Origin of the sequence: Marinagarivorans algicola, from assembly GCF_001292705.1 — a bacterium.
Classification (GTDB): Bacteria; Pseudomonadota; Gammaproteobacteria; order Pseudomonadales; family Cellvibrionaceae; genus Marinagarivorans; species Marinagarivorans algicola.
Genome location: NZ_LGAK01000011.1, coordinates 86,479 through 107,639 on the forward strand (window position 1 = coordinate 86,479; position 21,161 = coordinate 107,639).

Below are 21,161 nucleotides of genomic sequence, written 5' to 3' on the forward strand. Positions count from 1 at the left end.
TTTTAGTTGTATATCCGTGATATATCATTGAGTTATGAAAAAAAGTTCCAGGCTTTTAGCCAGTGATTCTGGTTGGTCCAGCATAATCGAGTGGCCCGCACGTGGGATCTTGACGGAACGCAAACTGGATAAATGGGTTTTCATCTGGGTGACTATTCCATCCGTCAGCACACTGGAAAGCTCCCCCTGAATGACCAAGACGGGCATCACCAGCCGACCGAGCAAAGACCAGACATTTTCCGACCGGAGAATGCCTCCTTCGCACAAAATAGCTTTCAAAAAGAGTGAATCGGTATTTGTGAAAATCAGTCTATCGACGATACGTATATTGGTAGCCGCCAGTCGTTCAATATCCTGATCAGAGCACAGCAAATAGCTGTTGCGTAAAAACGTCTTGTAGGTTTCGACAGAAGTGAACTTTGTTGGGCGCTCGTACTTATGCTTCAAAAATCTATACACGGTATCGTTCAAAATCGGAGCCGAATCCACCAATACCAAACTCAAAACCGACTCAGAATATTGCGCTGAATACTCCAGACAGATTTTGCCACCAAGAGAATGTCCCACCAGATGAAAACTAGATAAACTCAACTCGATACAAACCTGATGCAAATCCAGGCACAGCCGCTCAGTTTGATAGTTTCCCTGTTTTGCGTGAGCTGACAATCCATTTCCCCGTATGTCTAAAGCAACAACGAAGTAATGAACAGATAAGTACTCAGCGAAGGTAGACCAGACGATGGAGTTTTGATCAAGCCCATGAACTAAAACAACGGCAGGGTTCTGACAATCACCCCAAGTCCGAATCAGTAACGCCGTTTTGTCACAGGTTACGATAAAACGTTCAACAGGGCTCATCGAGCAATCGCAATTCAAACTGTTCTGAATGACTGTCTTTGAAACGAACTCCAATTCCAAGCAATCGAATGCTAGCATGTTTATCAACGAAGACTTCAAACTGTTCCGTGAGCTTTTCTAGGGATTCATCAGACCATGCTCGATGCTCTATCAAGTCACGGGACTCCACTTTTGTAAGTGGAATGGTTTTTGTCTTCGTGTTGAAATGCTCATCACGAAACTTTAAGATAGCTTGAGCGATCGTTCGCTGGTGAAAATGCGCATGGTCCAGTGCAGAAAATTTGTGGTGAAAGAGTACAGATAAATCGTCAATGGCTTTCTCAAGTCCACTGAATTCCAGTGGCTCGTAATACGTTGTCTCTGAAGTAAAGGTTTGACGCAACCGAAAGGGTTCAACTTCGGCATGGCATATCCCGTGACAAAACTTATATATTTTTGTTGCTTTGTTGGCACCCAATATACCGGTGAGCTTGGGTAAATGACTGTCCATGACATCCTGCGCTGTCGTTAGATTGATCGACTTCAAAAGACGTGCGCTGTTTGGACCAATGCCAGGAATTTTTCGAACTGGCAGAGACCCCATAAAATCGAGTCGCTGCTCAGGAGTAATAACACACATTCCATTCGGTTTGTTCCAGTCACTGGCGATCTTTGCCACGAGTTTATTAAATGAAACACCCGCACTGCAGGTTAATTGCGTGCGATTCCAAATATCAACCATGATTTGTTGCGCCAACAACGTCGCAGAACCATTACATGTTTGCACGTCGGTAACGTCAAGATAAGCTTCGTCTAAACCAACGGTCTGAACTTTGTGAGTATATTGTTCAAAGATCTTGCGAATTTCTGCTGAAATTGCCTTGTACAATTCAAAATTCGGATGCAGCAATCTCAGATGTTGGCATTTTTTAAAAGCCTCATAGGTAGATTGACCGGCACCAACGCCGAATTCCCTTGCTATGTAATTCGCTGTACATACAACGCCACGAGTTGGTGTGGGACCACCAATGATGATCGGGATATTTTTCAACTCTGGATGATCGCGTTCTTCAACCTGAGCGTAAAAACAATCCATATCAATATGGATGATCTTGCGAGTAGGAGAATACTCTGTGATATCCTTTATCGTATTTATATTCTGTAGCATTCCTTGCCTTATACATCTAAACTTTGCTTACATATTAAGTAGATAGGGCCGACTTGCAGAAAGACGCTACTACAAAATGATTGATGCTGCTTACCCCAAAGAATTTAAGGTAAGTCACGGTTAGGCCTTTGTTGCCATGTTACTAGACAGCTTGGATTTTCTCAGGCGAACATTTCATATGTTTCCCGATAAACTGGTTGAACAGCTGATAAGCGAAAGCAGGCATACATCCTCGCCATCTCAACGGTGACATTCTAGAAACAGCGATCGTCATGAATTCTAACATATGCACCAATATTAATACAAGCCATTCACATTCGGTCCTAATTACCACTAATAGTAAGCTACCTTAGAGCTATGCTTCTTGTAATCCAGAATCGTGCGCGAGACTCAAATCGGTAGAAGTGTGTTAAAATAGCTCATTGATTTCTCTTTGTTTTTAACTCATGGCTACCATTCAAGTTCAATGTCGTTTCTGCAATGAAACTGAACCTGCCCGTAAGCACGGAAAGGGACATTCAGGCTTTCTTCGCTTAAGATTTATCGAATGTAAGAAGAGCTTTCAACTCGACTACGTTTATGAGGCTCGTAAGCCTGATGTAAAAGGAAAAATAGTAGGGATGCCAATGAATAGCTATGGCGTTAGAGAGACTGCCCGAGTACTAATGTAGCGTACAACATGGTTCTAAACACTTTAAAAAACTCTCACCGAAGCAAGTGACTACCATTCCTTTCGATAAAGCGAATATCACGATTATGTGCGAGGTTGACGAGCAATGGTCATTTGTTGGTAACAAGAAGAATCGACGTTGGTTTTTGTATGCATGAACCACACTACAAGCGCATCATTCCCCATGCGTTCAGTAAACGAAATACGGATGCGCTGCAAGCCTTACTCGTTTTACTTAAACCATTCGACATTAGCTTCTTTTTCACTGATGACTTCAGTATTTACACAAAAGAACTACCAGGAGAAAACATGTTGTAGCCAAAAGGTTCACTCAGCGCATTGAGCGGACCAATCTGACTTTATGTTCAAGACTAAAGCGACTCGTTCGTAAAACGATCAGTTTTCAAATCAGAAGAGATGCATGACAAAGTTATAGGGACGTTTATCGAACGAGAGTTCTATTGATGATTCAACCGATTTGAGTCATGACTGATTTCAAATATCCAAGGGACTATGGAAGGGCTTTAAATCGATTGCGGGCATCTTTGTAATAATAGTGGGCATGTTCAATACAAATCATCCAGGAGGTTTGCTCTTGGGTTAACTGGTCTTCGCTGATTTCGCGCCACCAATGTTTGTTGGCACCTTTAACACCGTCATGCCAGCGGTAACCACGCTCTTTTAAATAGTCCTTTACGTCAAACGGCGCACCAAACGCACGAACTAACACAGTTCGCCTGTCTGCTTCAGACAACAAGTTTGCAACGGACTCGGGCAACAAATGAAACAGCCAGGCCATCGCCAAACAATCGGTTGCAGCTCGGTGTCCTTCATAAAACCAACCTAAGCGAAGCAGCAGGTACTCAAGTTTTCGACTTTCAAAACCCAGCGCCTTCCAATCTATGCCACTGGCTGAGCAGGCCCAAGATAGATGGCCTAATGTGGCAAACCGCTTTTCAAAGAAAGGACGATCAAACTGAGCATTATGCGCGACCACCAGCGGATCATCGGATAACCAACTCGCTACCAGTTCATCATCAATGCGCTGGCCTTGCACCATATCATCGGTGATACCGGTTAACTCGGTAATCAGCTCAGGGATTGGCTTGCCGGGATCTTAATACAGGCTGATCACATCAACAATCGACACAATACGCTTAGCTGATGGGCTGTAAAGCACCTTAACCATACCAAGCTCAATAATGGACTCATCATCGGCAGACAGTCCGGTTGTCTCTGTATCGAGCAGCACCATTGGCTGTTCATCACCGACCACCGGAGAGAGTTCAAGTGGCCAGGGCTGCGGCTCACGCGTTAAAGGAATACGTTCCAGCAATCTAAAATCTTCTGGTCTTTCTGGGATATCCGCGAGGCGCTCTAGCGGAAATGGCGCAGGGGCTCTTGTCATTGATGGTTCCTCTTCAATTCTATTGTTCGCTTTAGGTGATTTCACTGTGCCACAGTTTTTTCTAAATGCACCTTGGATACCTCAGCGTTTTTTTAATCTTTCTACTGGGTGAACCCATGTATGAAGGCTTTGGCTAAGCCTTTCAGAAAGCCTTAGCTAAACCGTTTAGGTAACCCTTACCGATACCCTTTACGTGTGGCTTAGCCAACCCCTTTTCAAACGGTCGCAAAAGGCTTGAACTGAGTTCGACTGAGCAATTTAATGATGCTCCTAACTTCGCTTTAAGCCAGTAAATTCAATACGAAGCAGAATTTTACTAACTGTTTTTAAACCCTTTGCGAAGGGTTCAACAAGCCTTGTCTGACGGTTACTTGACCCATGCGTTAACCAGTAGCAGTAACAGGATCAGTAACAGAAACAAGAGCAGTAGGCAGAAGCAGTATTGTCCAAGCCTTGCAGGCTTTGACGAGGGCGAGCGCTCCCCCACATCAAGCTTTTCAACACAAAAAGAAATCACCCACGACACAACGTCTTACTCGAACAACTACAGTTTTACCTACAATTTTACTTGTAGAAATCAGCATAGCATTAGATACTGTATAAACAAACAGCATTAATTATGATTTTTCGACGTTCGTCATGAGTGTCTCGCTGATAGGCCGTAGCGGCGCACTTGCCTTCATCAAAGCCAAGCGCCTTCGTATTCCATTGTTCATGGAACGTGTGTCTGCTGGTTTTCCCTCACCAGCGCAGGATTATGTTGAGCAAACGCTCGACCTTAATGAGCTGTGCATCAAGCGACCGGCTGCAACGTTCTTTGTGCGTGTTGAAGGTGATTCAATGATTGATGCCGGGATTCACCCAGATGATATTCTGGTGGTTGATCGCTCTGTCCAAGCCGAACACGGTGATATTGTTATCGCTGGCATCCATGGTGAACTCACGGTAAAGGAGCTTCAACTGAGGCCGTGCGTCAAGCTGATCCCAAGAAACCAGGCGTATGAGCCCATCCATATTCCTGAAGGGACAGAGTTAGAGATATTTGGTGTGGTCACCAATGTGGTGCGAAACATGCGCCGTAAGTCGTGACGATCCCATGCCTATATTTGCCTTGGTGGACTGCAACAACTTTTACGCCAGTTGTGAGAAGCTGTTTCGTCCTGATTTAAAAGATACGCCGGTTGTGGTGCTGTCCAACAATGACGGCTGCGTGGTTGCACGCTCGCGTGAAGCTAAGTTACTCGGTATTAAAATGGGCGTACCCGTTTTTCAAATCAAAGCTGAAATGCAGCGCCATGGTATTTTGGCATTCTCGTCCAATTACGCGCTGTACGCAGATTTGAGCAGTCGAGTGATGCGCACTTTGGAGGAGATGGCACCACGAGTAGAGGTCTACTCCATTGACGAAGCGTTTCTGGATTTAACCGGTATTGAGTCTGTCCTATCCCTTGTCGAGTTCGGGCAACAAGTGCGAGAGCGCATAGGCCACTGGATTGGGATCACCGTCTGTGTAGGCATTGCACCGACAAAAACACTCGCCAAGCTGGCAAACCATGCCGCCAAGAAATATCCAGCCACTCAAGGGGTTGTAGACCTGACCAATCCAGATCGGCAACGTCGATTGCTCGCATTAGTTCCGGTTGATGATGTTTGGGGCGTTGGTAGACGGCTTTCTAAGCGTTTAAATGCGTTGGGTATCACCACAGCCTTAGACCTCGCCAATGCCTCTCCTAGAGCCATCAGAGACCAGTTTTCGGTGGTTTTAGAAAGAACCGTCAGAGAGCTCAATGGTGAGTCGTGCATTGAACTTGAAGAGATCCCGCCAACTAAGAAGCAAATCGTCTGTAGCCGTTCATTTGGCGTAAAAGTAACGCAATTTGAATTGTTACGTGAGGCCGTATGCGAATACGCAACCCGCGCCACTGAGAAGCTTCGCAAAGAACAGCAGCAAGCCAAAGTGATGACCGTGTTTATACGTACCAGCCCCTTTAAGGACAACGAGCCGCAATACAGCAACTCCGCATCGGGCGAGTTGTTGATACCCAGTTGCGACACGCGGGATTTTATCGAGCTGGCCAGTCACTTACTCAAGCGGATATGGAAGGATGGTTTTCGTTATGCCAAAGCGGGCGTCATGCTGTCTGACTTTTACGATCCTGGCATGTTTCAACCAGGACTATTCGATGACGTATCGACCCACTCTAATAGCCAGCAGTTAATGTCTGTATTGGACACCATTAACCAAAGCGGTGCCGGAAAGGTTTTCTTTGCTGGACAAGGTAAGAAGAAAGATTGGTCGATGAAGCGAGAGCATTTGTCTCCCGCCTACACAACACGCTGGGACCAGTTGCCGCGAGTGAAGTAGCGCAGTTAACTCAATAGGCATTCACTCTGCGACGCAGCATGTTGAGCTTATCAACTTGGCGTCGAATATCACTGAAGAATTCTTCTTTCTCCATGGCCAGCGCTAACTCCCATTCTTTGGCTAGACCTTGGCAGTCCAAAAATGAGTATCTCAGCTTCGTCTTTGAAATACGCAGTCCCTTGCTAAAGACCACGCGCTTGCCTCGTTGACCGTGAAAGCTGTTGATGTACCACTCTATGCCAAAGCCATACTTAAAGTCTCTGATACGGACACCAAGCAGCCCCCAATCTTTAAAGGGCGCATTCTCACGAACCTTGTAATGGGTAACCCAAAAGTCATCAACTTCAGCTCGTGCCAGCGCTTTTAGCCTGTCCGTTTCTTGCTGAAGTAAATCTGATACCTCTGCTTTCCATTGTTCATTGACGATTTCTACCAAACCAATTTCCCCATCCAATTAACCCCAAAAGCCAAAACCACTATCCGTTTGGCTTTTGGATCGAAACGCCAAACGTAAAACTGCCGTAACAATCACTGTTTGGCGTCTCGATATAAATCAACTCGCGCAATCCCATACCTGACAAGGGATACAGCCCGATTTCACTTAAAAACGCCTAAAAAGACGTATCGTCATGAAGATACAAACCGTTTGGCGAGTTCAGGCCAGAATGCAAACGACGTTTGGCGTCTCGATTTTTTTGACTAGGTCATCCGCCGCCAAACAGAGCCTATTCTCATACTTTTGCGAAAATGCAATAGGCAGATAGATGAAAGGATTTGTCACCTTTCTGCCCACCGCCAGTGCACCGAATCCTGATAATGACATTTGAGTGAACCGCCAGAGCACTTGGAAATACCCAAGCGTGGCCAGTGCGGTTGATTGAAAACCGTTAGAGCACTTTGAGTGCACAGGAGATAAGTATGTTTGTACTAGGCGTAGATATCGGTTACTCAAACCTGAAGCTGGCAATTGGCCAATCAGGCAGTGAACCGAAAACCATTATTCTGCCTGCGGGTGCCGGTCCTGCGGATCGTATGCCAGAGCGTATCGGTGGAGGCGATGATGAAACTTGTTTGTATGTGTCAGTCGATAATGAGCGTTGGGCCGCTGGTGTTCCTGCTGGACGCCTTCAAGGCTGGGAACGAGAGCTTCACCCGGAATATCCCACCACAAAAACCTATAAGGCACTTTTTCATGCCGCCTTGTTAATGGCTGAAACAGAATCCATCGATTTGGTTGTCACTGGATTACCGGTTTCCCAGTTTCATGAACCACAACGTAAATCTGATCTTGTGAAGCGTTTAAAAGGTGTCCATCAAGTGACGCCTAAGCGCAGCATCACCGTTCATGACGTCAAAGTGCTGCCGCAGCCTGCCGGTGCCTATATGGATCTGGTTCAAACAGGTGGAGATTTGGGCTTGATTGAAGAAGGTCGCGTCGTCGTCATAGATCCCGGCTTTTTTTCTGTTGACTGGGTTGCCCTTGAGGCCGGAGAAATTCGCTACAGCTCATCAGGAACCAGTCTTCAGGCAATGTCCGTGCTACTGGAAACCATCGATAAGCTGATTTCAGAAGATCACGGTGCAAAAGTAGGTATGGATCGACTTGAAAAAGCCATGAGAACCGGCGACTTACAGGTCCTGCTATTTGGAGAAAAAGTCGATATTTCACCTTATCTGAATGCTGCCATGAAAAAGGTAGCGCCTGTTGCTCTTACAGCCATGCGCCAATCCATGCGTGACGAAAGCATTAATGCGGACTTGGTATTGATCGCCGGAGGTGGAGCCTTGGCTTATAAGGAAGCGGCCAAGGAGATTTTTTCACGAAGCAAGATTATCGTGCCGGAACAGTCTGTTTTGGCGAACGTCCGAGGCTTCTGGTTTTATGGGGCGTGATCATGAGAGTCGTCGTCAACATTCCCCCAGGGAGCCACCCTGAACTACTCAAAGAATTGGAAAAGACGCCGCCACGGGAACGTGCTGAGCGTCTGAGGATGCTGGCCACATTTGGGTTAATTCACATGAGCCAACCCAATCTATTAACGACATCTGTACCGGTGGATGGCCTTGCACCAGATGGTGACGTTACTTCTATGAGTACAGCGCCAGAACCCAAAGCAGAAACACGTAAACAATCATTAAAATCAAAACTAGGGCTGGGCTTATAACATGGCGTTATCAGTTAGCTGGCTCGATGCCAGGTTAAATAAAGAAGCAAAAGAAACCGTAGTAAAAGCCGACCGAGATGGGCTAAGTGCTCGGGTATCGCCCAAGGGCAAAATTGTTTTTCAGTTTCGTTATCGGTTCGATGGCAAGCAACAGCGGGTAGACATAGGTACTTACCCCCTTATGAAGCTTGCTGAAGCCAGGAATGAGCTGGATAGGTTAAGGGCAGTACTTGATCAAGGCCGAAACCCCAAGCTCTACCTACAGCAGGAACGGGCTAAGTATTCTGCTAATCAAAGCTTCGAATCGATTTTTCGAGACTGGATAGACTCTGCCGGTAAGCAAGGGCTAAAGGAGAAAACGTGGCACTACCAAAAACGCAGCAGTGAAATATATTTGCTGCCCCGACTTGGCAAGTACCCATTAACTGACATCAATGAATTGTCCTTGCGAAACTGTCTTCGTGAGGTTTCGGAGTCGTCCCCTTCAAACACAGAACGTCTGGTGTCTGTGCTGCACAAGTTTTATGACTGGCTGATTGATGAACAAATTTTGGAAATTAACGCTGCCGCTGGGATCACAGCAAAAAAGGTTGGCGGTAAAAAAGGAAAACGAACTCGGGTGCTAAATGACAACGAGATCAGGATACTTTGGCGCTATTTGCACGAGTCAAAAATCACTGAGAAGAATCGCATCTACATAAAACTGCTTCTGCTATTGGGCGGTCGCAAGGGCGAACTCATTCAAGCTGAAAAGCATCACTTTGACTTGCAATCTGCAATGTGGACAGTGCCCATAGAGATCCGCAAACAAGGTGAGAAAATTGGAGCGCCGATCATGCGGCCATTGATAAGGCCTGCTATTGAGCTGATTGAACTAGCGATGCAGATGAGCAAATCAACTTACTTGTTTCCCGCGAACGGACAAGAAGAGCTTGCCACAAATGGCTTTGATACCACTATTCCTAACAATGTGAAAATCTGGGCTCGCAGGTCGCTTGGTATTGAGATGGAACACTGGTCTATGCATGATCTTCGCAGAACGATGCGAACGCGAATGTCTGCCATCACGACGCAAGAAGTTGCCGAGTTGATGATTGGCCACAGCAAAAAAGGGTTGGATGCTATCTACAACCAATATCAGTACCTGGATGAAATGCGTCATGCTTACGACGTTTGGTATCAACAGCTAGAGACCATCATCGAGCCGACAGGCTTTCCGTTCAACTGGCGTTTCGGACAGTAAGAATTTGTAGCTACCAGTAGATTGGTATTTCTCATTGCGACCATGTCAAAAACCTTCTCAATGTTGTTTTTTGACTGGTCGCTTTAAAACTAGGCTTAAGCCGCATAGCTATCATCAGGGTTTAATCTGGTCATTTTTCAGCCTGAACTCTTGAGTTTCTCAGTTTGAAACCACATTTAATTTGTAGTGCTTTAGGAAGTGAAACCTTGGGTTCCATTGCTGTTCTTGAATGCACCTCCAGTTAGATTCAATTTATTGAGGATTCCAAATGGCGAAAGGTTCAAGTATCAACGGCAATGGCAGTAAAAATGGTGGAAATGATAGCTACACAATTACAGGGCGCGGCGAAGTAAGTCGAAAAACACTGGTTCGTGAAGTTAAGGAAGGTAAACATCCAGACACGCACATTTACAAGCGCAATGGTGTGGAGTACGCCCGAAACAATCCAAATCACGATAAGCCTGACAACATTAACGAATAATATTGTTAAGAGGTTAAGGGCGGAACTTTGCCCTTAACACTTAAACCCTGCTCAACCTTCACTGTTCTCATACTCCTCCAAGTCTTCAATGTGCCAAAGCTTGTTTCGTGTATTTCGGTTGATACGAGGTTGCGGCAAGCTGCCATCTTTTATTCTTCGCCAGAGCGTCGTATAGCTAATGTGGTATCGAGCCATAACTTCGTAAGACGTGAGAAAAGGGGTTACTTGGTGCGCTACTGCTGTCATCTGCATTCTCCTGAAAATCAATGTAAAGCTATCATCGCCTGATTCATCACTTGTTGATGGTCAGAAAGATGCATGATTTGTTCAGAAGATCAGGTCCATACAAATGAACTTTTAGGACAGCAGGAAAGCAACCGTTAACCAATTCAACCGGCAAACAATTAGAGATAATCGCGAACGTCTTACCATCATTTCTCGATTTTTAGCAGGAAAAATATAGGTAAGTTTTGGCCAGAACCCAGTAACCACAAGGCCTACAGCTAGGTTTGTGTCATGGAATTTGGCTAAAAACGGTAAATATGGTGATTTGTACTCAAGTTTGTACACACTTTCCGAGGTTACGTTTGAACATCATTGAAAAGCAAAGAAACGAGAAAAAGACAAAAAGCCTTTAAATTCAGTACGTAGAGATGTGATTGTGGCGTGCAATGAAAGGTGGTTTTAAGCGTTGAAAGGCTGGGCGGCATCAGGATGCGAGATGATAGCAAAGGTTCTGCGCTTATTGATTTCATTGATAAAATTGGCTTCAGCCATATATCTAAATTCCCATTTTGTACAAGTATTTGTACAAATAAATAAAGTTAACTCTAAACCCTGATTTCCAAGTTGTCTGCCACGGCCTACAGCCAGCAAAACCGCCCATCAAAGCATTGAAAAATTTGAGCGCTATTCTAGCAAAATGACTAAGCGTTATAAATCAAACACTCAATACTGCTTTTAGCTGTTCTAACGCTAGCTTATGTTTATCACTTGGCATTTTGGCCAGATTAATCTGTTTCCATTTAATAGCCGGAAAATCACTTACATCATCTAGATTAAGTAATCCCCAGTCCGGCTCATGGTTTTTAAACGATAGTAAAAACGCTTTTTTCACTATCGATAAGTGCTTGGTGAATAAGCTCGATCAAACGCTCTCGAACAGCTACCAGCTCTTCAAGCGGTACGTTCGTCTCGGCTATATGTGCAAGTTCACCTGCATAAATTTGTACACCATTGCGGCCAACAACCAGCCTTAGCCCATCACGCTTTGTTATGGGCCTCGGTGAGCTCTATATCTTTAAACGCGGCCTTTAAATCCGCGCTAATCGCATCTAGCGCTTCACTAATATATTTTAATGCTTCATCACGGTCTTTCATCGGCAGATAGACCAAATCAATATCAACCGACAAGCGCAAAGCATTCTTGCTTAGCGACAAAGGGCAAAACCTGCATCAGTAACTGCACTTGCTTGTAATAAATACTGTTTCTGTCCATCTTAGTTTTCGCTTTCCTTCGCCATATGCGACGGCACAGTGATTAAATAGTCCGTATCCAGTTTTCCGTTTTTGGCTACCACACGCTTACCTGAGCCTAAGTCATAACCCTTAACGTTTAGCTTGCTAAACCAAGGATAGGATTGACGTTTAGCCAACCAAAAAAACAAGCGCTTAGTCTTGACACTCTTACAAGCCTTCAAAAGCGTATCGAGCTTTCTAGGCGATAAGTTCACAAGCCCCTGCATAAGCTCGTCAGCATGCTCAAACGTCACACTTTCTGGCAAATCCATCAATAGTTCTAATATAGCCTTCTCTGGGCATGAAAAATATACAGGCGGTAATTCAGCCTCCCACTCATGCTCTTTGATAAAAGCTTTGTCTGCTAGCAGACCTTCAGGCCATAACCTGCTTGTACTGTGCCCTTCAAACTCAAATGGCAATGACAAGCGTACCATCCATGTTGGTAATTTACCTGCCGCATAGAGATGGATATGCGTTTTATTGCCCAATGACAGATACTGCGACAAACCGGATAAAGAAAGCGCTGATAACCCACCAACCACAACGGGCGGCACACCCGCCTCCTCGTTTTGCTCCATACGCTGCATAGAGGCCACTACGCCTTCCCAGCTCACAGAACGGGAATACTGGCTATACACACCTGTTGCTAATAGCAACAAGGTTTCTGTTTTTACGGCATTATCTATGGCATGAGCGCTCAAGCCCTGCTCGGCTAACCACTTTTTAGTGGCTAGCATGCCATAAGGTAAAAGTGCTTTAAGCGACTGCTTGTATGCGCCTTTTACGCCATCGTCCTGTAAAGTTGTGCTATTCACTAAGCGCACTGACCTTTCTATGGTTCTTGGCTATCAAGCCGCTAAAACACCTAAATGGTTTATGATTTATAGAATTTACGGCGAAAAACGCCGTAAATATCAATGATAATAAACTAGCATATTTCAAATAAGTTTACTAATATTATTTTATCCGGCGTTAATCGCCGTATAAATAACAAAAGACAAACCAAACACGACCAATTCATAGTTACTCCTTGCTACTGTATATGCCTTGCTCGACCAAGCGGCCGAGCTGTTGTAATTATTCCGATGTAAGTGCTAACAACGGATTAGAAAGAACCAGCGTCCTTGTTGACAGAAATACGGCTGCGACGCTCATCAGTGATGATGGTAAGTAAAGCAACTAGAGTGAGTAGCGGCGAAAATAAAATAAACTCTTGCACATATACCTTGACTAGCCAAATGCTTAAAGTTACACGCTAAAATAAGCCCCCCCCCCCAACTACAGGAGCAACCAAGTGCAATATTGAGTTTTGGTAAACGCTGGAGCGCGTTGCACCAACGGCCATGCGTATGACAATTTCGTATCGACGTAAGTTAATGTTGTAACTTAATACACCAAATATGCCTGCACTACATAACAAGAGCATCAAGGTAGGCACTATAACGATAATTAAAGACTCGCGACGGACGACCTCATTGTATTCAGCTTCAAGACCGTGAGACTCATATACAAAAAGTGACCCGTCAATTTTTTTGAGTAGGTCGCTGACTTGCTGTTTGTCCAGCTCTGCGCCGGGTGTTGTTCTCACCGTTAGCGGGAAGCCAAAAGACATTTTCGGAAAAAAGACTCTTGCTCCTTGGTCGTCTTTGAAGAAAGTTGGGTGATAACCATTAGCGGTGACGCCCACAAACTGATAAGCATTGTTCTGGTCAACTAAAACCGGACACTCACCTCAAAAAAAACTGCTAGAACAGCCCACTGACGGCGGTACTCGAAGTAAGGGTAATGTTTAATGAAACCTGCTGGCTTCTCGCTTTCGTACCCCTCCCTTTTTTTATCGCTATCGGTTGAGTTGTTCACTTCAGCGTAGAACCGGTTAATTATTACGCAAGCTTTTGAGTGAGTGTCACTGTAAGTGCCTTCCCTGAAAGTGCCTAGGCGAAGTTATAATTTTTATTAACGAAGCGGCAGCCTAGTGCAAAAATGACAAAACGTAGCCTTGGCTTTCCGGTAATAACTTTATTATGAGCAATACAAGAATGCTTATTTACTGCTCAAAGAACCAAATAGCTTGCTCTTCTTATCCGAAATCTTTATGACTGCAAATCCAAAGGAGTTACCTGATTCTGGAATCATTTTATAAAGAGACACATTCAGGGAGCTCAATTCACTGGCGTTTTTCATAAATCTATGCGAGTCATTCAGGGACTTAAATTTATATTCAATTGTAACATTATTGCCACTACCGGTGACCTTCATGATTTTTATGGATGGTAGTTTCTGAGAACGTAATTGTTCAAGCCAAGTAGACTTATTCGTTTCCATAGAAATAACATTTTCGTTATCGCCAGATTTACAGGGTTTATCTGAGTAGGATAATTTACCTGAATCACTCGTACATTTATAAATTGCTGCATTTATATCAGAAATAGTGAAAAAAAGTAGAAAAGTGATGCATTTTATAGTCATTGATGCCTCATAACGCCAGTATCACACGCAAAAACTGTGGCGTGTAGTTTGTATAGATGGGCGAATCCCGAATACAAACGAAGCAACACAGTTTTGGCGTGTAGATATTTTTATTGAATCACTTGGTACAGTAAACTTTTGCCTGGCGAGGGGTATAGATGCCCCAACTCACCATTCCCAAAAATCCATTTAAAAAACTCATATGAGATTCAACCTTCGCCACCTTTTCAGCGCCGCCGCAAATTTCTGCCGCGTTCATCTCTTGTGTTTGTCCTAATCCAGAAATAAAGAAAGGCTGCATAGTTTCCTTATTTGGTGTGGTAGAGTTATTACCGCCTGAAATTTCAAATGTTTGAGTTGCGCACCCCGAAATAGATGCAGCAGCAACAATTGCGATTAATGATTTCTTCAATTTCTTTCTCCTTCGGCTCTGAAAATTAAATCAACGAATATAGAGCCATCTATTCCCTGATGTACGATCGAAAAATTACAAACCTAACGCCCAATTAACAGGCAAAAAGTGGTTTGGCTAAAATACATGAACGTAGTGAACAAAAAAGCCAACTATTTTTTGCCCGCTTGAATGCCTTGTTAGCATTGCAGTTCACACCGAACTTACAAGCGGTAAACCTAACTTTTTAACAAGAGACGAAAACTGAATTTTTGTATAAGGACCATAAACAAACTCGTCGTGTTCGGCAAATTTGTGGTCATTGATTTTATCAATATAGTAAAAAGCGCAAGTTTTATGTGGACAAGCATAAACCGAGATATATTTTTCGTTAGTTTCTATACTTACTGGTTCATCAATACGCCCAATATATGCACCTTCACCAAGGCTATGCCCCAACGTTTTAGTGCCGCCAATGTAATACACTTCATAAGGTTGTTCTTCCCAAACAGGAGAACAACCTATTAGAAATAATGACGCCAAAACTAGAAATATTCTCACAAACTTCCCTACATGCTAACACCCGTTCTGACCAGCCTAGTTTTAAAAGCGTAAACAATACACCGCCCAACGCTAGAGCACAAGGACACCACACTAACCTATTTTGTTACACGTTTCTCACAAAGCTGGCCCGCGTGCCACCTAACAACGCATACACTACAGCCATCGACTTCTAGCCTTAGTGAGCTCTAGCCGTCGAGTATTAACCAAACAACCCAAAGCTGGCCTTAATGCCCTTATCACACAACTCACTTGCGCCTTGATAAATTTAGCGCTTGGGATGTCCTCATTATTCTTTTTAATATGCGTTATCACAAGATCCGACTCATAACGAGAATGACTTAAAATGAGCGCCTATCTCAGCAAAACGCATGGGTTAAGTGGTGTAATCACTAGCTAAACGCATAGGGGTTGAACCATGAAAATTTACGTATAACTCTTGTAATTTTGGTGGTACAAGCGGCCAACCTATTTCCTTAGTTGAACGCCGCACATCGTTTTGGTGTACAGCGCTCATCGCCAGCTCAGTGATGCTCACCAGCGTATTTTTAATGACCAGTATCGATACTCACGCACAAAGTACAAGCACACACAATCCAAATACACACCATCCCAATAAAAATCAGCTCGCCGCTAAAGCCTGGCTAAACATTCAAAAAACACCCCCCAATAAAGAGCCTATCATGGCGCACGCAATACCCGCGCTGCCGCCAATTAGCCACCCACAAACAGCCAGCTGGAGTCATTTTATATTTTGGCTTAGTGCTGTGTGCTTGCTAAGTTATTTATTTGTCCGCGCCATGCACAACGAGCCTTAAGCGCAACCAGAATAACTATGCCGTGATATACAGGCGTATTCGAGGGGAAAAAGCCACCGTTTAAGGTGGCTTAGCACATTAATACAATCAATAATTAGTGAGCAGGGTTCTTTGAGAAAAAAGTTTTCATGTGCTTAATCGCATTATACTTACGCGTTTGATGGATCCAGTGATCGCCTTTTTTATACTTAACATACTTAGCATTAGGGGTGCAGTCGTTATTAGGTAAGCGATAGGCTTCGCCACTGTTAAAACGGTCTTGCTCGCCATAAAACACCAATACGGGCTGACTGACAGTCAACGAAAAGCTCGGCGCAGGATTACACGTATTTAAAGTGGTTAACGGCCAATCCAATGCCTTGTAGTGGTTGTAAATGGCATCAATACTGGCGCCATTATTGGCTAACCACATTTCTTCTAAGGCCAAACCCAGTGACCAATCCATGCGGTTTTTGGCTTCTTCGGTGTAAACATCGCGTTTAAAATGTGCCACATTATTCGCCAGCGTTGCTTCGCGGCTCCACGGTGCAATATCGTCACGTGCTAGTGGTACATAAGCATCGATTAATGCACGCTGCTTATCAGATTCATGATAGGCGCGTGCGTACATTAAAGGGTGTGGGTTAGCAAAAATAACTGCACGCTCAACATTATTTGGGTAGTTTATGGCGGTGCGCCACGCTGTTGCGCCACCCCAATCATGCCCCACAACAGTAAACTTCTCATAGCCCAATGCTTTGGCAACAGCAACAGCATCGGCCGCTAAAGTGGTTACAGAATAATCAGCAACCTCAGTCGGAATAGTTGAAGGGTAATAGCCGCGCGAGGTGTAAGCCACGGTGTAGTAATCTTGACTAAAGGCCTTAAGGTAATCTTGCCATACTTCAGCACGTTCTGGTGCACCGTGCAAAAACAGCAACAAAGGCTTGCCAGGCTCGCCTTCGGCAAGGTAATGCAATACCTGCCCTGTTTCGATATCAATAAAACCTTCTTCGCCTGCCTGAACGGCCATACTCAATGCCAAGCATGAGGCTGAAACAAGTCCTACAATCATTTGTGTTATTTTTTTCATTATTTAATCCTGTATTGATGTTTCCCAATCGCCTATTGGCGATACTCCTATGGTACCTGCATGCAATCACTTGAAACGCCTAAATCCAGACTTGAGTAGTGCAAAACTAAAACATTGCCATGCGCACTCAAGAATGTATCACGTTATATGAGTATGAATAAACATCCACTTCACCGTGAATATACTTATTCATACTGCAAAGGGGTACCTGAAGCGTCGGCACTCTATCGCGCCAGCCAGTCAAATAATACTCATGGATCAGCTGTACTAGTCGTAAAGCCCACCAAACAACTCCAATTGCACCAAATACAAGCGCACGTCAAATTCCAACTGATGGTAATTAGGCTGCATATGTAAACACAGGCGATAAAAGGCTTTGTTGTGCTCTTTTTCTTTAAGGTGCGCCAGCTCGTGCACAGCAATCATATTTAAAAAAGGCTCGGGCGTTTTGCGAAAAACACCGCCAATACGAATTTCATTTTTGGCTTTCACTTTTTTACCGTGTACACGCGCGATGTAAGTATGCAGCCCTAGTGCGTTATGTAAGACATGCAACTTATTGTCGTAAATAACCTTACTTAGAGGCGCTGATTTTTTCATGTGCACGTTTTTAAGCTCAACCACATAATCACGCAATTGCTGATCGCTGGTCATAGTGTGTGCATGGGGGTAACGTGCAAGCAAGGTATCGCCCAAGCGCTGCTGCTTGACTAAAGCTTCAACCTGCGCTTTAACATTGGCAGGGTATTGATTTAAGTATTTATTAACGGGCATGTAAGGCTACTGATATAAAGTTAATGTTACTGTTTGTCCTGCAAAGTTTTCTCACGCATCCATACCGAGACTGGGCGCTGTTGAAGCGCTCTGTGTAGCACTACAGCGTAATAACCACCACTATCAGCAGTAGTACTGCCACTTGCTCAGCCGTAATAACTCACAATCACTCAATTAATAACGCTGCATCGGCTAAGGCCCTGCCCTCACACTCAACAACCCTGTATAATCAGCACTAATTTGCAATTAATTTTGCCCTCACAGCAGGGCCACAGAACGCGGGCATCATAATGAGTGACGATACAACCCCACAAGATAACAAGACCTATCAACCAGCTAATATTGAACAACACTGGTATAACATTTGGGAAGAGCGTGGTTATTTTGCCCCCAGTGGCGAAGGGACACCCTACAGTATTATGACCCCACCGCCCAACGTAACCGGTAGCCTCCATATGGGCCACGGCTTTAATAATGCCATTATGGATGCCTACATTCGCTATAAACGAATGAGTGGCAACAATACTTTATGGCAAGGCGGTTGTGACCATGCAGGTATTGCAACCCAAATGGTGGTCGAACGCCAACTCGGTGCCGAGGGTATATCACGTCACGACCTAGGCCGTGAAAAGTTTTTAGGCAAAGTATGGGACTGGAAAGAGCACAGTGGTGGCACCATCACTCAGCAAATCCGCCGTTTAGGTAGCTCCATTGACTGGACCCGTGAACGCTTCACTATGGACGAAGGCTTATCCACTGCGGTGCAAGAAGTATTTGTACGCCTACATAGCGAGGGCCTGATTTATCGAGGTAAACGCTTAGTCAACTGGGATCCCAAACTGCACACCGCCATTAGTGACTTAGAAGTATTAAGCGAAGAAGCCAAAGGCAGTATGTGGTACTTTAACTACCCATTAACCGATGGTACAGGCCACCTCACCGTTGCCACTACCCGCCCAGAAACAATGCTCGGCGATACCGCCGTTGCCGTAGACCCTAGCGATGAGCGCTATCAGGCTCTCGTAGGCAAAACCATTACCTTACCCATTACCGGTCGTGTTATTCCTATCGTTGCCGATGAATATGTCGATAAAGAGTTTGGTACTGGTTGTGTCAAGATTACCCCAGCACACGACTTTAACGATTACGACGTTGGCAAGCGCCAAAGCCTACCTGTCATTAATATTTTTGATCGCGATGCGAATATCCTTAGCCAATTTAGCGTATTAGAAAATGGGACCTTTAAAGAGCTCAGCACCGAAGCCTGCCCTGCCGAATACGCCGGCCTCGAGCGCTTTGCCGCACGCAAGCAATTAATTGCTCAAGCCGAAGCCGAGGGCTGGCTACTAAAAGTAGAGCCTCATGCATTAAAAGTCCCCAAAGGCGACCGCAGTGGCGTAGTCATCGAGCCATGGTTAACCGATCAATGGTATGTCGATACAGCCCCTATGGCCAAAGAAGCTATTAAGGTAGTAGAAGACGGCCAAGTTAAGTTTGTCCCCAAGCAATACGAAAATATGTATTTTGCGTGGATGCGCGATATTCAAGACTGGTGTATTTCTCGTCAATTATGGTGGGGCCATCGTATTCCCGCTTGGTACGACCATAACGGCAAAGTTTTTGTCGGCCGCAACGAGGCCGAAGTACGCGCCAAACACAATATTGGCCCCGAGGTGCAATTACGCCAAGACGACGACGTACTCGACACTTGGTTTAGCTCGGCACTATGGACCTTCTCAACACTAGGCTGGCCTGAGCAAACACCCGAACTAAAAACTTTTCACAGTACCGACTTACTGGTCACCGGTTTTGATATCATATTTTTCTGGGTAGCCAGAATGATTATGATGACAACGCACTTTGTGAAAAACGAAGATGGCACGCCGCAAGTTCCCTTTAAAACCGTTTATGTTCATGGCTTAGTACGCGATAGCGAAGGCCAAAAGATGAGCAAATCTAAGGGCAATGTTTTAGACCCTATCGATTTAATCGACGGCATCGATCTGGAAGCATTGGTGCAAAAACGCACTGCGGGTTTAATGAAGCCCAAAGATGCCAAAAAAATCGAAAAAGCCACTCGTAAAGAGTTCCCTAAAGGCCTCAATGCCTACGGTACCGATGCTTTGCGCTACACCTTTTATTCATTAGCCAGCACCGGTCGTGATATTAATTTTGATACTGGTCGCATTGAGGGTTTCCGTAATTTTTGCAATAAATTGTGGAACGCTGCAAATTTTGTATTAATGAACTGTGAAGCACAAGATTGTGGGCAAAACGGTAGCGATAATTACACCCTCAATGTTGCCGACAAATGGATTGTTAGCCGCCTGCAACAAGTTGAAAAAGCCATGGCCGAAGGCTTTGATACCTTCCGCTTAGATATCGCCAGCCAAGTGCTCTATGACTTTATTTGGAATGAGTACTGTAGTTGGTATATTGAACTTGCCAAACCCGCACTCAAAAATGGTGATGCCGCCGCACAGCGCGGCACCCGCCGTACCCTTATTCGCGTACTAGAGGCCAGTTTGCGTATGGCCCACCCATTAATGCCGTTTATCACCGAAGAGATTTGGCACAAAGTTAAAGACCTCGCCGCCACTCAAGGCGAGAGTATTATGCTGCAAAGCTATCCCATTGCAGATGAGACTCTTATTGATCACGATGCCCTCGCTGATTTTGAGTGGATGCAGTCGGTTATTGAGGGTGTGCGTAATATTCGTGGCGAAATGAATGTTAGCCCAGGCAAAAAAGTCCCCGCTATTTTTACCGCCGGCGATTCACACGCGAAAGCGCGCCTAGAGGCGAATACGGTATTTTTGTGCACACTCGCGAGCCTAGATAGCGCAGCTTGGCAAGATGACGCCACTCTAATACCGGCTAGCGCCACCACACTCGTAGGCCAGCTCGAGGTGCACGTGCCACTGGCAGGTATTATCGATAAAGACGCCGAACTCACTCGCCTAGATAAAGAAACGGGTAAAATGGAGCTAGAAATCAAAAAGCTTGGCGGTAAATTAAGCAACCCGGGCTTTGTTGATAAAGCCCCCGCCGAGGTCGTCGAAAAAGAAAAAACACGCTTAGCAGGGTTAACAGAGCAACTTGAAAAATTAGAAAAACAAAAAGAAAAAATTGCAGGCTTATAGCTGTCGCTAAATATCATCACATAAAAAAGGGCCTGCAAAAAAAGGCCCTTTTTATTTGCCTACTACTTAATAAAT

The 21,161-nt window shown here is 44.8% G+C and carries 21 protein-coding genes and 2 pseudogenes; 10 read left to right on the top strand and 13 right to left on the bottom strand.

What is annotated here, in order from left to right; translation table 11 throughout:
* Positions 1-24 precede the first annotated feature (24 nt).
* Positions 25-858, bottom strand: a complete 834-nt coding sequence (locus AC438_RS05090) for an alpha/beta fold hydrolase (RefSeq protein WP_053980167.1) — start codon at positions 856-858, stop codon at positions 25-27.
* Positions 845-2,005 carry a DNA polymerase IV gene (gene dinB / locus AC438_RS05095; RefSeq protein ID WP_053980168.1) on the bottom strand — a complete coding sequence of 387 codons (1,161 nt, stop codon included), beginning with the start codon at positions 2,003-2,005 and terminating at the stop codon, positions 845-847. Before dinB ends, AC438_RS05090 begins: the two co-directional genes overlap by 14 nt.
* Before the next feature lie 446 nt (positions 2,006-2,451).
* Between dinB and AC438_RS17400 the strand changes: the two genes are divergently transcribed.
* Positions 2,452-2,676, top strand: coding sequence for an IS1-like element transposase (locus tag AC438_RS17400; RefSeq protein ID WP_420798148.1), 225 nt, complete (start codon positions 2,452-2,454; stop codon positions 2,674-2,676).
* An 85-nt stretch (positions 2,677-2,761) separates the two neighbouring features.
* Positions 2,762-3,100, top strand: a pseudogene (locus AC438_RS17405) (IS1 family transposase).
* Positions 3,101-3,186: 86 nt separating this feature from the next.
* Here AC438_RS17405 and AC438_RS05105 read toward each other — a convergent pair.
* Positions 3,187-3,780 (bottom strand): annotated as a pseudogene (locus tag AC438_RS05105) (3'-5' exonuclease); the annotation flags it as partial.
* A 12-nt stretch (positions 3,781-3,792) separates the two neighbouring features.
* Positions 3,793-4,083: a hypothetical protein gene (locus tag AC438_RS17480; RefSeq protein ID WP_425311636.1), complete on the bottom strand. Its 291-nt coding sequence runs from the start codon at positions 4,081-4,083 to the stop codon at positions 3,793-3,795.
* 639 nt (positions 4,084-4,722) lie between these two features.
* Between AC438_RS17480 and umuD the strand changes: the two genes are divergently transcribed.
* Positions 4,723-5,172, top strand: a complete 450-nt coding sequence (gene umuD, locus AC438_RS05110; RefSeq protein ID WP_011788455.1) for a translesion error-prone DNA polymerase V autoproteolytic subunit — start codon at positions 4,723-4,725, stop codon at positions 5,170-5,172.
* Positions 5,173-5,179: 7 nt separating this feature from the next.
* Positions 5,180-6,448, top strand: a complete 1,269-nt coding sequence (gene umuC, locus AC438_RS05115) for a translesion error-prone DNA polymerase V subunit UmuC (protein ID WP_053980169.1) — start codon at positions 5,180-5,182, stop codon at positions 6,446-6,448.
* A 10-nt stretch (positions 6,449-6,458) separates the two neighbouring features.
* Here umuC and mobI read toward each other — a convergent pair whose 3' ends face one another.
* Complete coding sequence (mobI, locus tag AC438_RS05120; protein WP_032479290.1) at positions 6,459-6,902, bottom strand: conjugative transfer protein MobI(A/C); 444 nt, start codon at positions 6,900-6,902, stop codon at positions 6,459-6,461.
* Between the two features lie 464 nt (positions 6,903-7,366).
* Here mobI and AC438_RS05125 point away from each other — a divergent pair, with 464 nt between their 5' ends.
* The 4 genes from AC438_RS05125 (at position 7,367) to AC438_RS05135 (ending at position 10,337) form a co-directional block, all read left to right on the top strand.
* Positions 7,367-8,341 carry a ParM/StbA family protein gene (locus AC438_RS05125; protein ID WP_008305551.1) on the top strand — a complete coding sequence of 325 codons (975 nt, stop codon included), beginning with the start codon at positions 7,367-7,369 and terminating at the stop codon, positions 8,339-8,341.
* Between the two features lie 2 nt (positions 8,342-8,343).
* Positions 8,344-8,613 carry a hypothetical protein gene (locus tag AC438_RS16780; RefSeq protein ID WP_039995235.1) on the top strand — a complete coding sequence of 90 codons (270 nt, stop codon included), beginning with the start codon at positions 8,344-8,346 and terminating at the stop codon, positions 8,611-8,613.
* 1 nt (position 8,614) lies between these two features.
* A complete protein-coding gene (locus AC438_RS05130; RefSeq protein ID WP_008305558.1) occupies positions 8,615-9,856 on the top strand; it encodes a tyrosine-type recombinase/integrase in 1,242 nt (413 codons plus the stop codon).
* Positions 9,857-10,124: 268 nt separating this feature from the next.
* Complete coding sequence (locus tag AC438_RS05135; protein ID WP_008305559.1) at positions 10,125-10,337, top strand: hypothetical protein; 213 nt, start codon at positions 10,125-10,127, stop codon at positions 10,335-10,337.
* A gap of 1,263 nt (positions 10,338-11,600) precedes the next feature.
* On the opposite strand, the gene AC438_RS16785 is transcribed toward AC438_RS05135, so the two are convergent.
* The 6 genes from AC438_RS16785 to AC438_RS05165 form a co-directional block, all read right to left on the bottom strand.
* Entirely contained in the window at positions 11,601-11,777 is a 177-nt protein-coding gene (locus AC438_RS16785) for a nucleotidyl transferase AbiEii/AbiGii toxin family protein (protein WP_202904710.1), read from the bottom strand.
* A 59-nt stretch (positions 11,778-11,836) separates the two neighbouring features.
* Positions 11,837-12,673 carry a type IV toxin-antitoxin system AbiEi family antitoxin gene (locus tag AC438_RS05145; RefSeq protein ID WP_202904711.1) on the bottom strand — a complete coding sequence of 279 codons (837 nt, stop codon included), beginning with the start codon at positions 12,671-12,673 and terminating at the stop codon, positions 11,837-11,839.
* A 440-nt stretch (positions 12,674-13,113) separates the two neighbouring features.
* Positions 13,114-13,545 carry an FtsX-like permease family protein gene (locus AC438_RS05150; protein ID WP_156317000.1) on the bottom strand — a complete coding sequence of 144 codons (432 nt, stop codon included), beginning with the start codon at positions 13,543-13,545 and terminating at the stop codon, positions 13,114-13,116.
* Positions 13,546-13,901: 356 nt separating this feature from the next.
* Positions 13,902-14,327, bottom strand: a complete 426-nt coding sequence (locus AC438_RS05155) for a DUF4124 domain-containing protein (RefSeq protein WP_053980173.1) — start codon at positions 14,325-14,327, stop codon at positions 13,902-13,904.
* A gap of 118 nt (positions 14,328-14,445) precedes the next feature.
* Entirely contained in the window at positions 14,446-14,739 is a 294-nt protein-coding gene (locus AC438_RS05160; protein WP_053980174.1) for a Bor family protein, read from the bottom strand.
* 192 nt (positions 14,740-14,931) lie between these two features.
* Positions 14,932-15,279, bottom strand: a complete 348-nt coding sequence (locus AC438_RS05165; protein WP_053980175.1) for a hypothetical protein — start codon at positions 15,277-15,279, stop codon at positions 14,932-14,934.
* A 551-nt stretch (positions 15,280-15,830) separates the two neighbouring features.
* Between AC438_RS05165 and AC438_RS05170 the strand changes: the two genes are divergently transcribed.
* Positions 15,831-16,097, top strand: a complete 267-nt coding sequence (locus AC438_RS05170) for a hypothetical protein (RefSeq protein WP_156317001.1) — start codon at positions 15,831-15,833, stop codon at positions 16,095-16,097.
* Positions 16,098-16,191: 94 nt separating this feature from the next.
* Here the strand turns inward: AC438_RS05170 and AC438_RS05175 are convergent, their stop codons facing one another.
* Both AC438_RS05175 and AC438_RS05180 read right to left on the bottom strand, forming a co-directional pair.
* A complete protein-coding gene (locus tag AC438_RS05175; RefSeq protein ID WP_053980177.1) occupies positions 16,192-17,169 on the bottom strand; it encodes an alpha/beta fold hydrolase in 978 nt (325 codons plus the stop codon).
* Positions 17,170-17,436: 267 nt separating this feature from the next.
* Positions 17,437-17,943, bottom strand: a complete 507-nt coding sequence (locus AC438_RS05180; RefSeq protein WP_053980178.1) for a YgjP-like metallopeptidase domain-containing protein — start codon at positions 17,941-17,943, stop codon at positions 17,437-17,439.
* A 290-nt stretch (positions 17,944-18,233) separates the two neighbouring features.
* On the opposite strand from AC438_RS05180, the gene AC438_RS05185 reads away from it, so the two are divergent.
* A complete protein-coding gene (locus tag AC438_RS05185; RefSeq protein ID WP_053980179.1) occupies positions 18,234-21,086 on the top strand; it encodes a valine--tRNA ligase in 2,853 nt (950 codons plus the stop codon).
* The last annotated feature ends 75 nt before the right edge of the window (positions 21,087-21,161 follow it).

Coding starts and splice junctions, on each gene's coding strand:
- AC438_RS05185 (WP_053980179.1), top strand. CDS start 18,234: ATGAGTGACGATACAACCCCACAAGATAACAAGACCTATCAACCAGCT.
- AC438_RS05180 (WP_053980178.1), bottom strand. CDS start 17,943: ATGCCCGTTAATAAATACTTAAATCAATACCCTGCCAATGTTAAAGCG.
- AC438_RS05170 (WP_156317001.1), top strand. CDS start 15,831: ATGACCAGTATCGATACTCACGCACAAAGTACAAGCACACACAATCCA.
- AC438_RS05125 (WP_008305551.1), top strand. CDS start 7,367: ATGTTTGTACTAGGCGTAGATATCGGTTACTCAAACCTGAAGCTGGCA.
- AC438_RS05155 (WP_053980173.1), bottom strand. CDS start 14,327: ATGACTATAAAATGCATCACTTTTCTACTTTTTTTCACTATTTCTGAT.
- AC438_RS05175 (WP_053980177.1), bottom strand. CDS start 17,169: ATGAAAAAAATAACACAAATGATTGTAGGACTTGTTTCAGCCTCATGC.
- dinB (WP_053980168.1), bottom strand. CDS start 2,005: ATGCTACAGAATATAAATACGATAAAGGATATCACAGAGTATTCTCCT.
- AC438_RS17480 (WP_425311636.1), bottom strand. CDS start 4,083: ATGACAAGAGCCCCTGCGCCATTTCCGCTAGAGCGCCTCGCGGATATC.
- AC438_RS05130 (WP_008305558.1), top strand. CDS start 8,615: ATGGCGTTATCAGTTAGCTGGCTCGATGCCAGGTTAAATAAAGAAGCA.
- AC438_RS17400 (WP_420798148.1), top strand. CDS start 2,452: ATGGCTACCATTCAAGTTCAATGTCGTTTCTGCAATGAAACTGAACCT.
- umuD (WP_011788455.1), top strand. CDS start 4,723: ATGAGTGTCTCGCTGATAGGCCGTAGCGGCGCACTTGCCTTCATCAAA.
- AC438_RS05090 (WP_053980167.1), bottom strand. CDS start 858: ATGAGCCCTGTTGAACGTTTTATCGTAACCTGTGACAAAACGGCGTTA.
- AC438_RS05135 (WP_008305559.1), top strand. CDS start 10,125: ATGGCGAAAGGTTCAAGTATCAACGGCAATGGCAGTAAAAATGGTGGA.
- AC438_RS16780 (WP_039995235.1), top strand. CDS start 8,344: ATGAGAGTCGTCGTCAACATTCCCCCAGGGAGCCACCCTGAACTACTC.
- umuC (WP_053980169.1), top strand. CDS start 5,180: ATGCCTATATTTGCCTTGGTGGACTGCAACAACTTTTACGCCAGTTGT.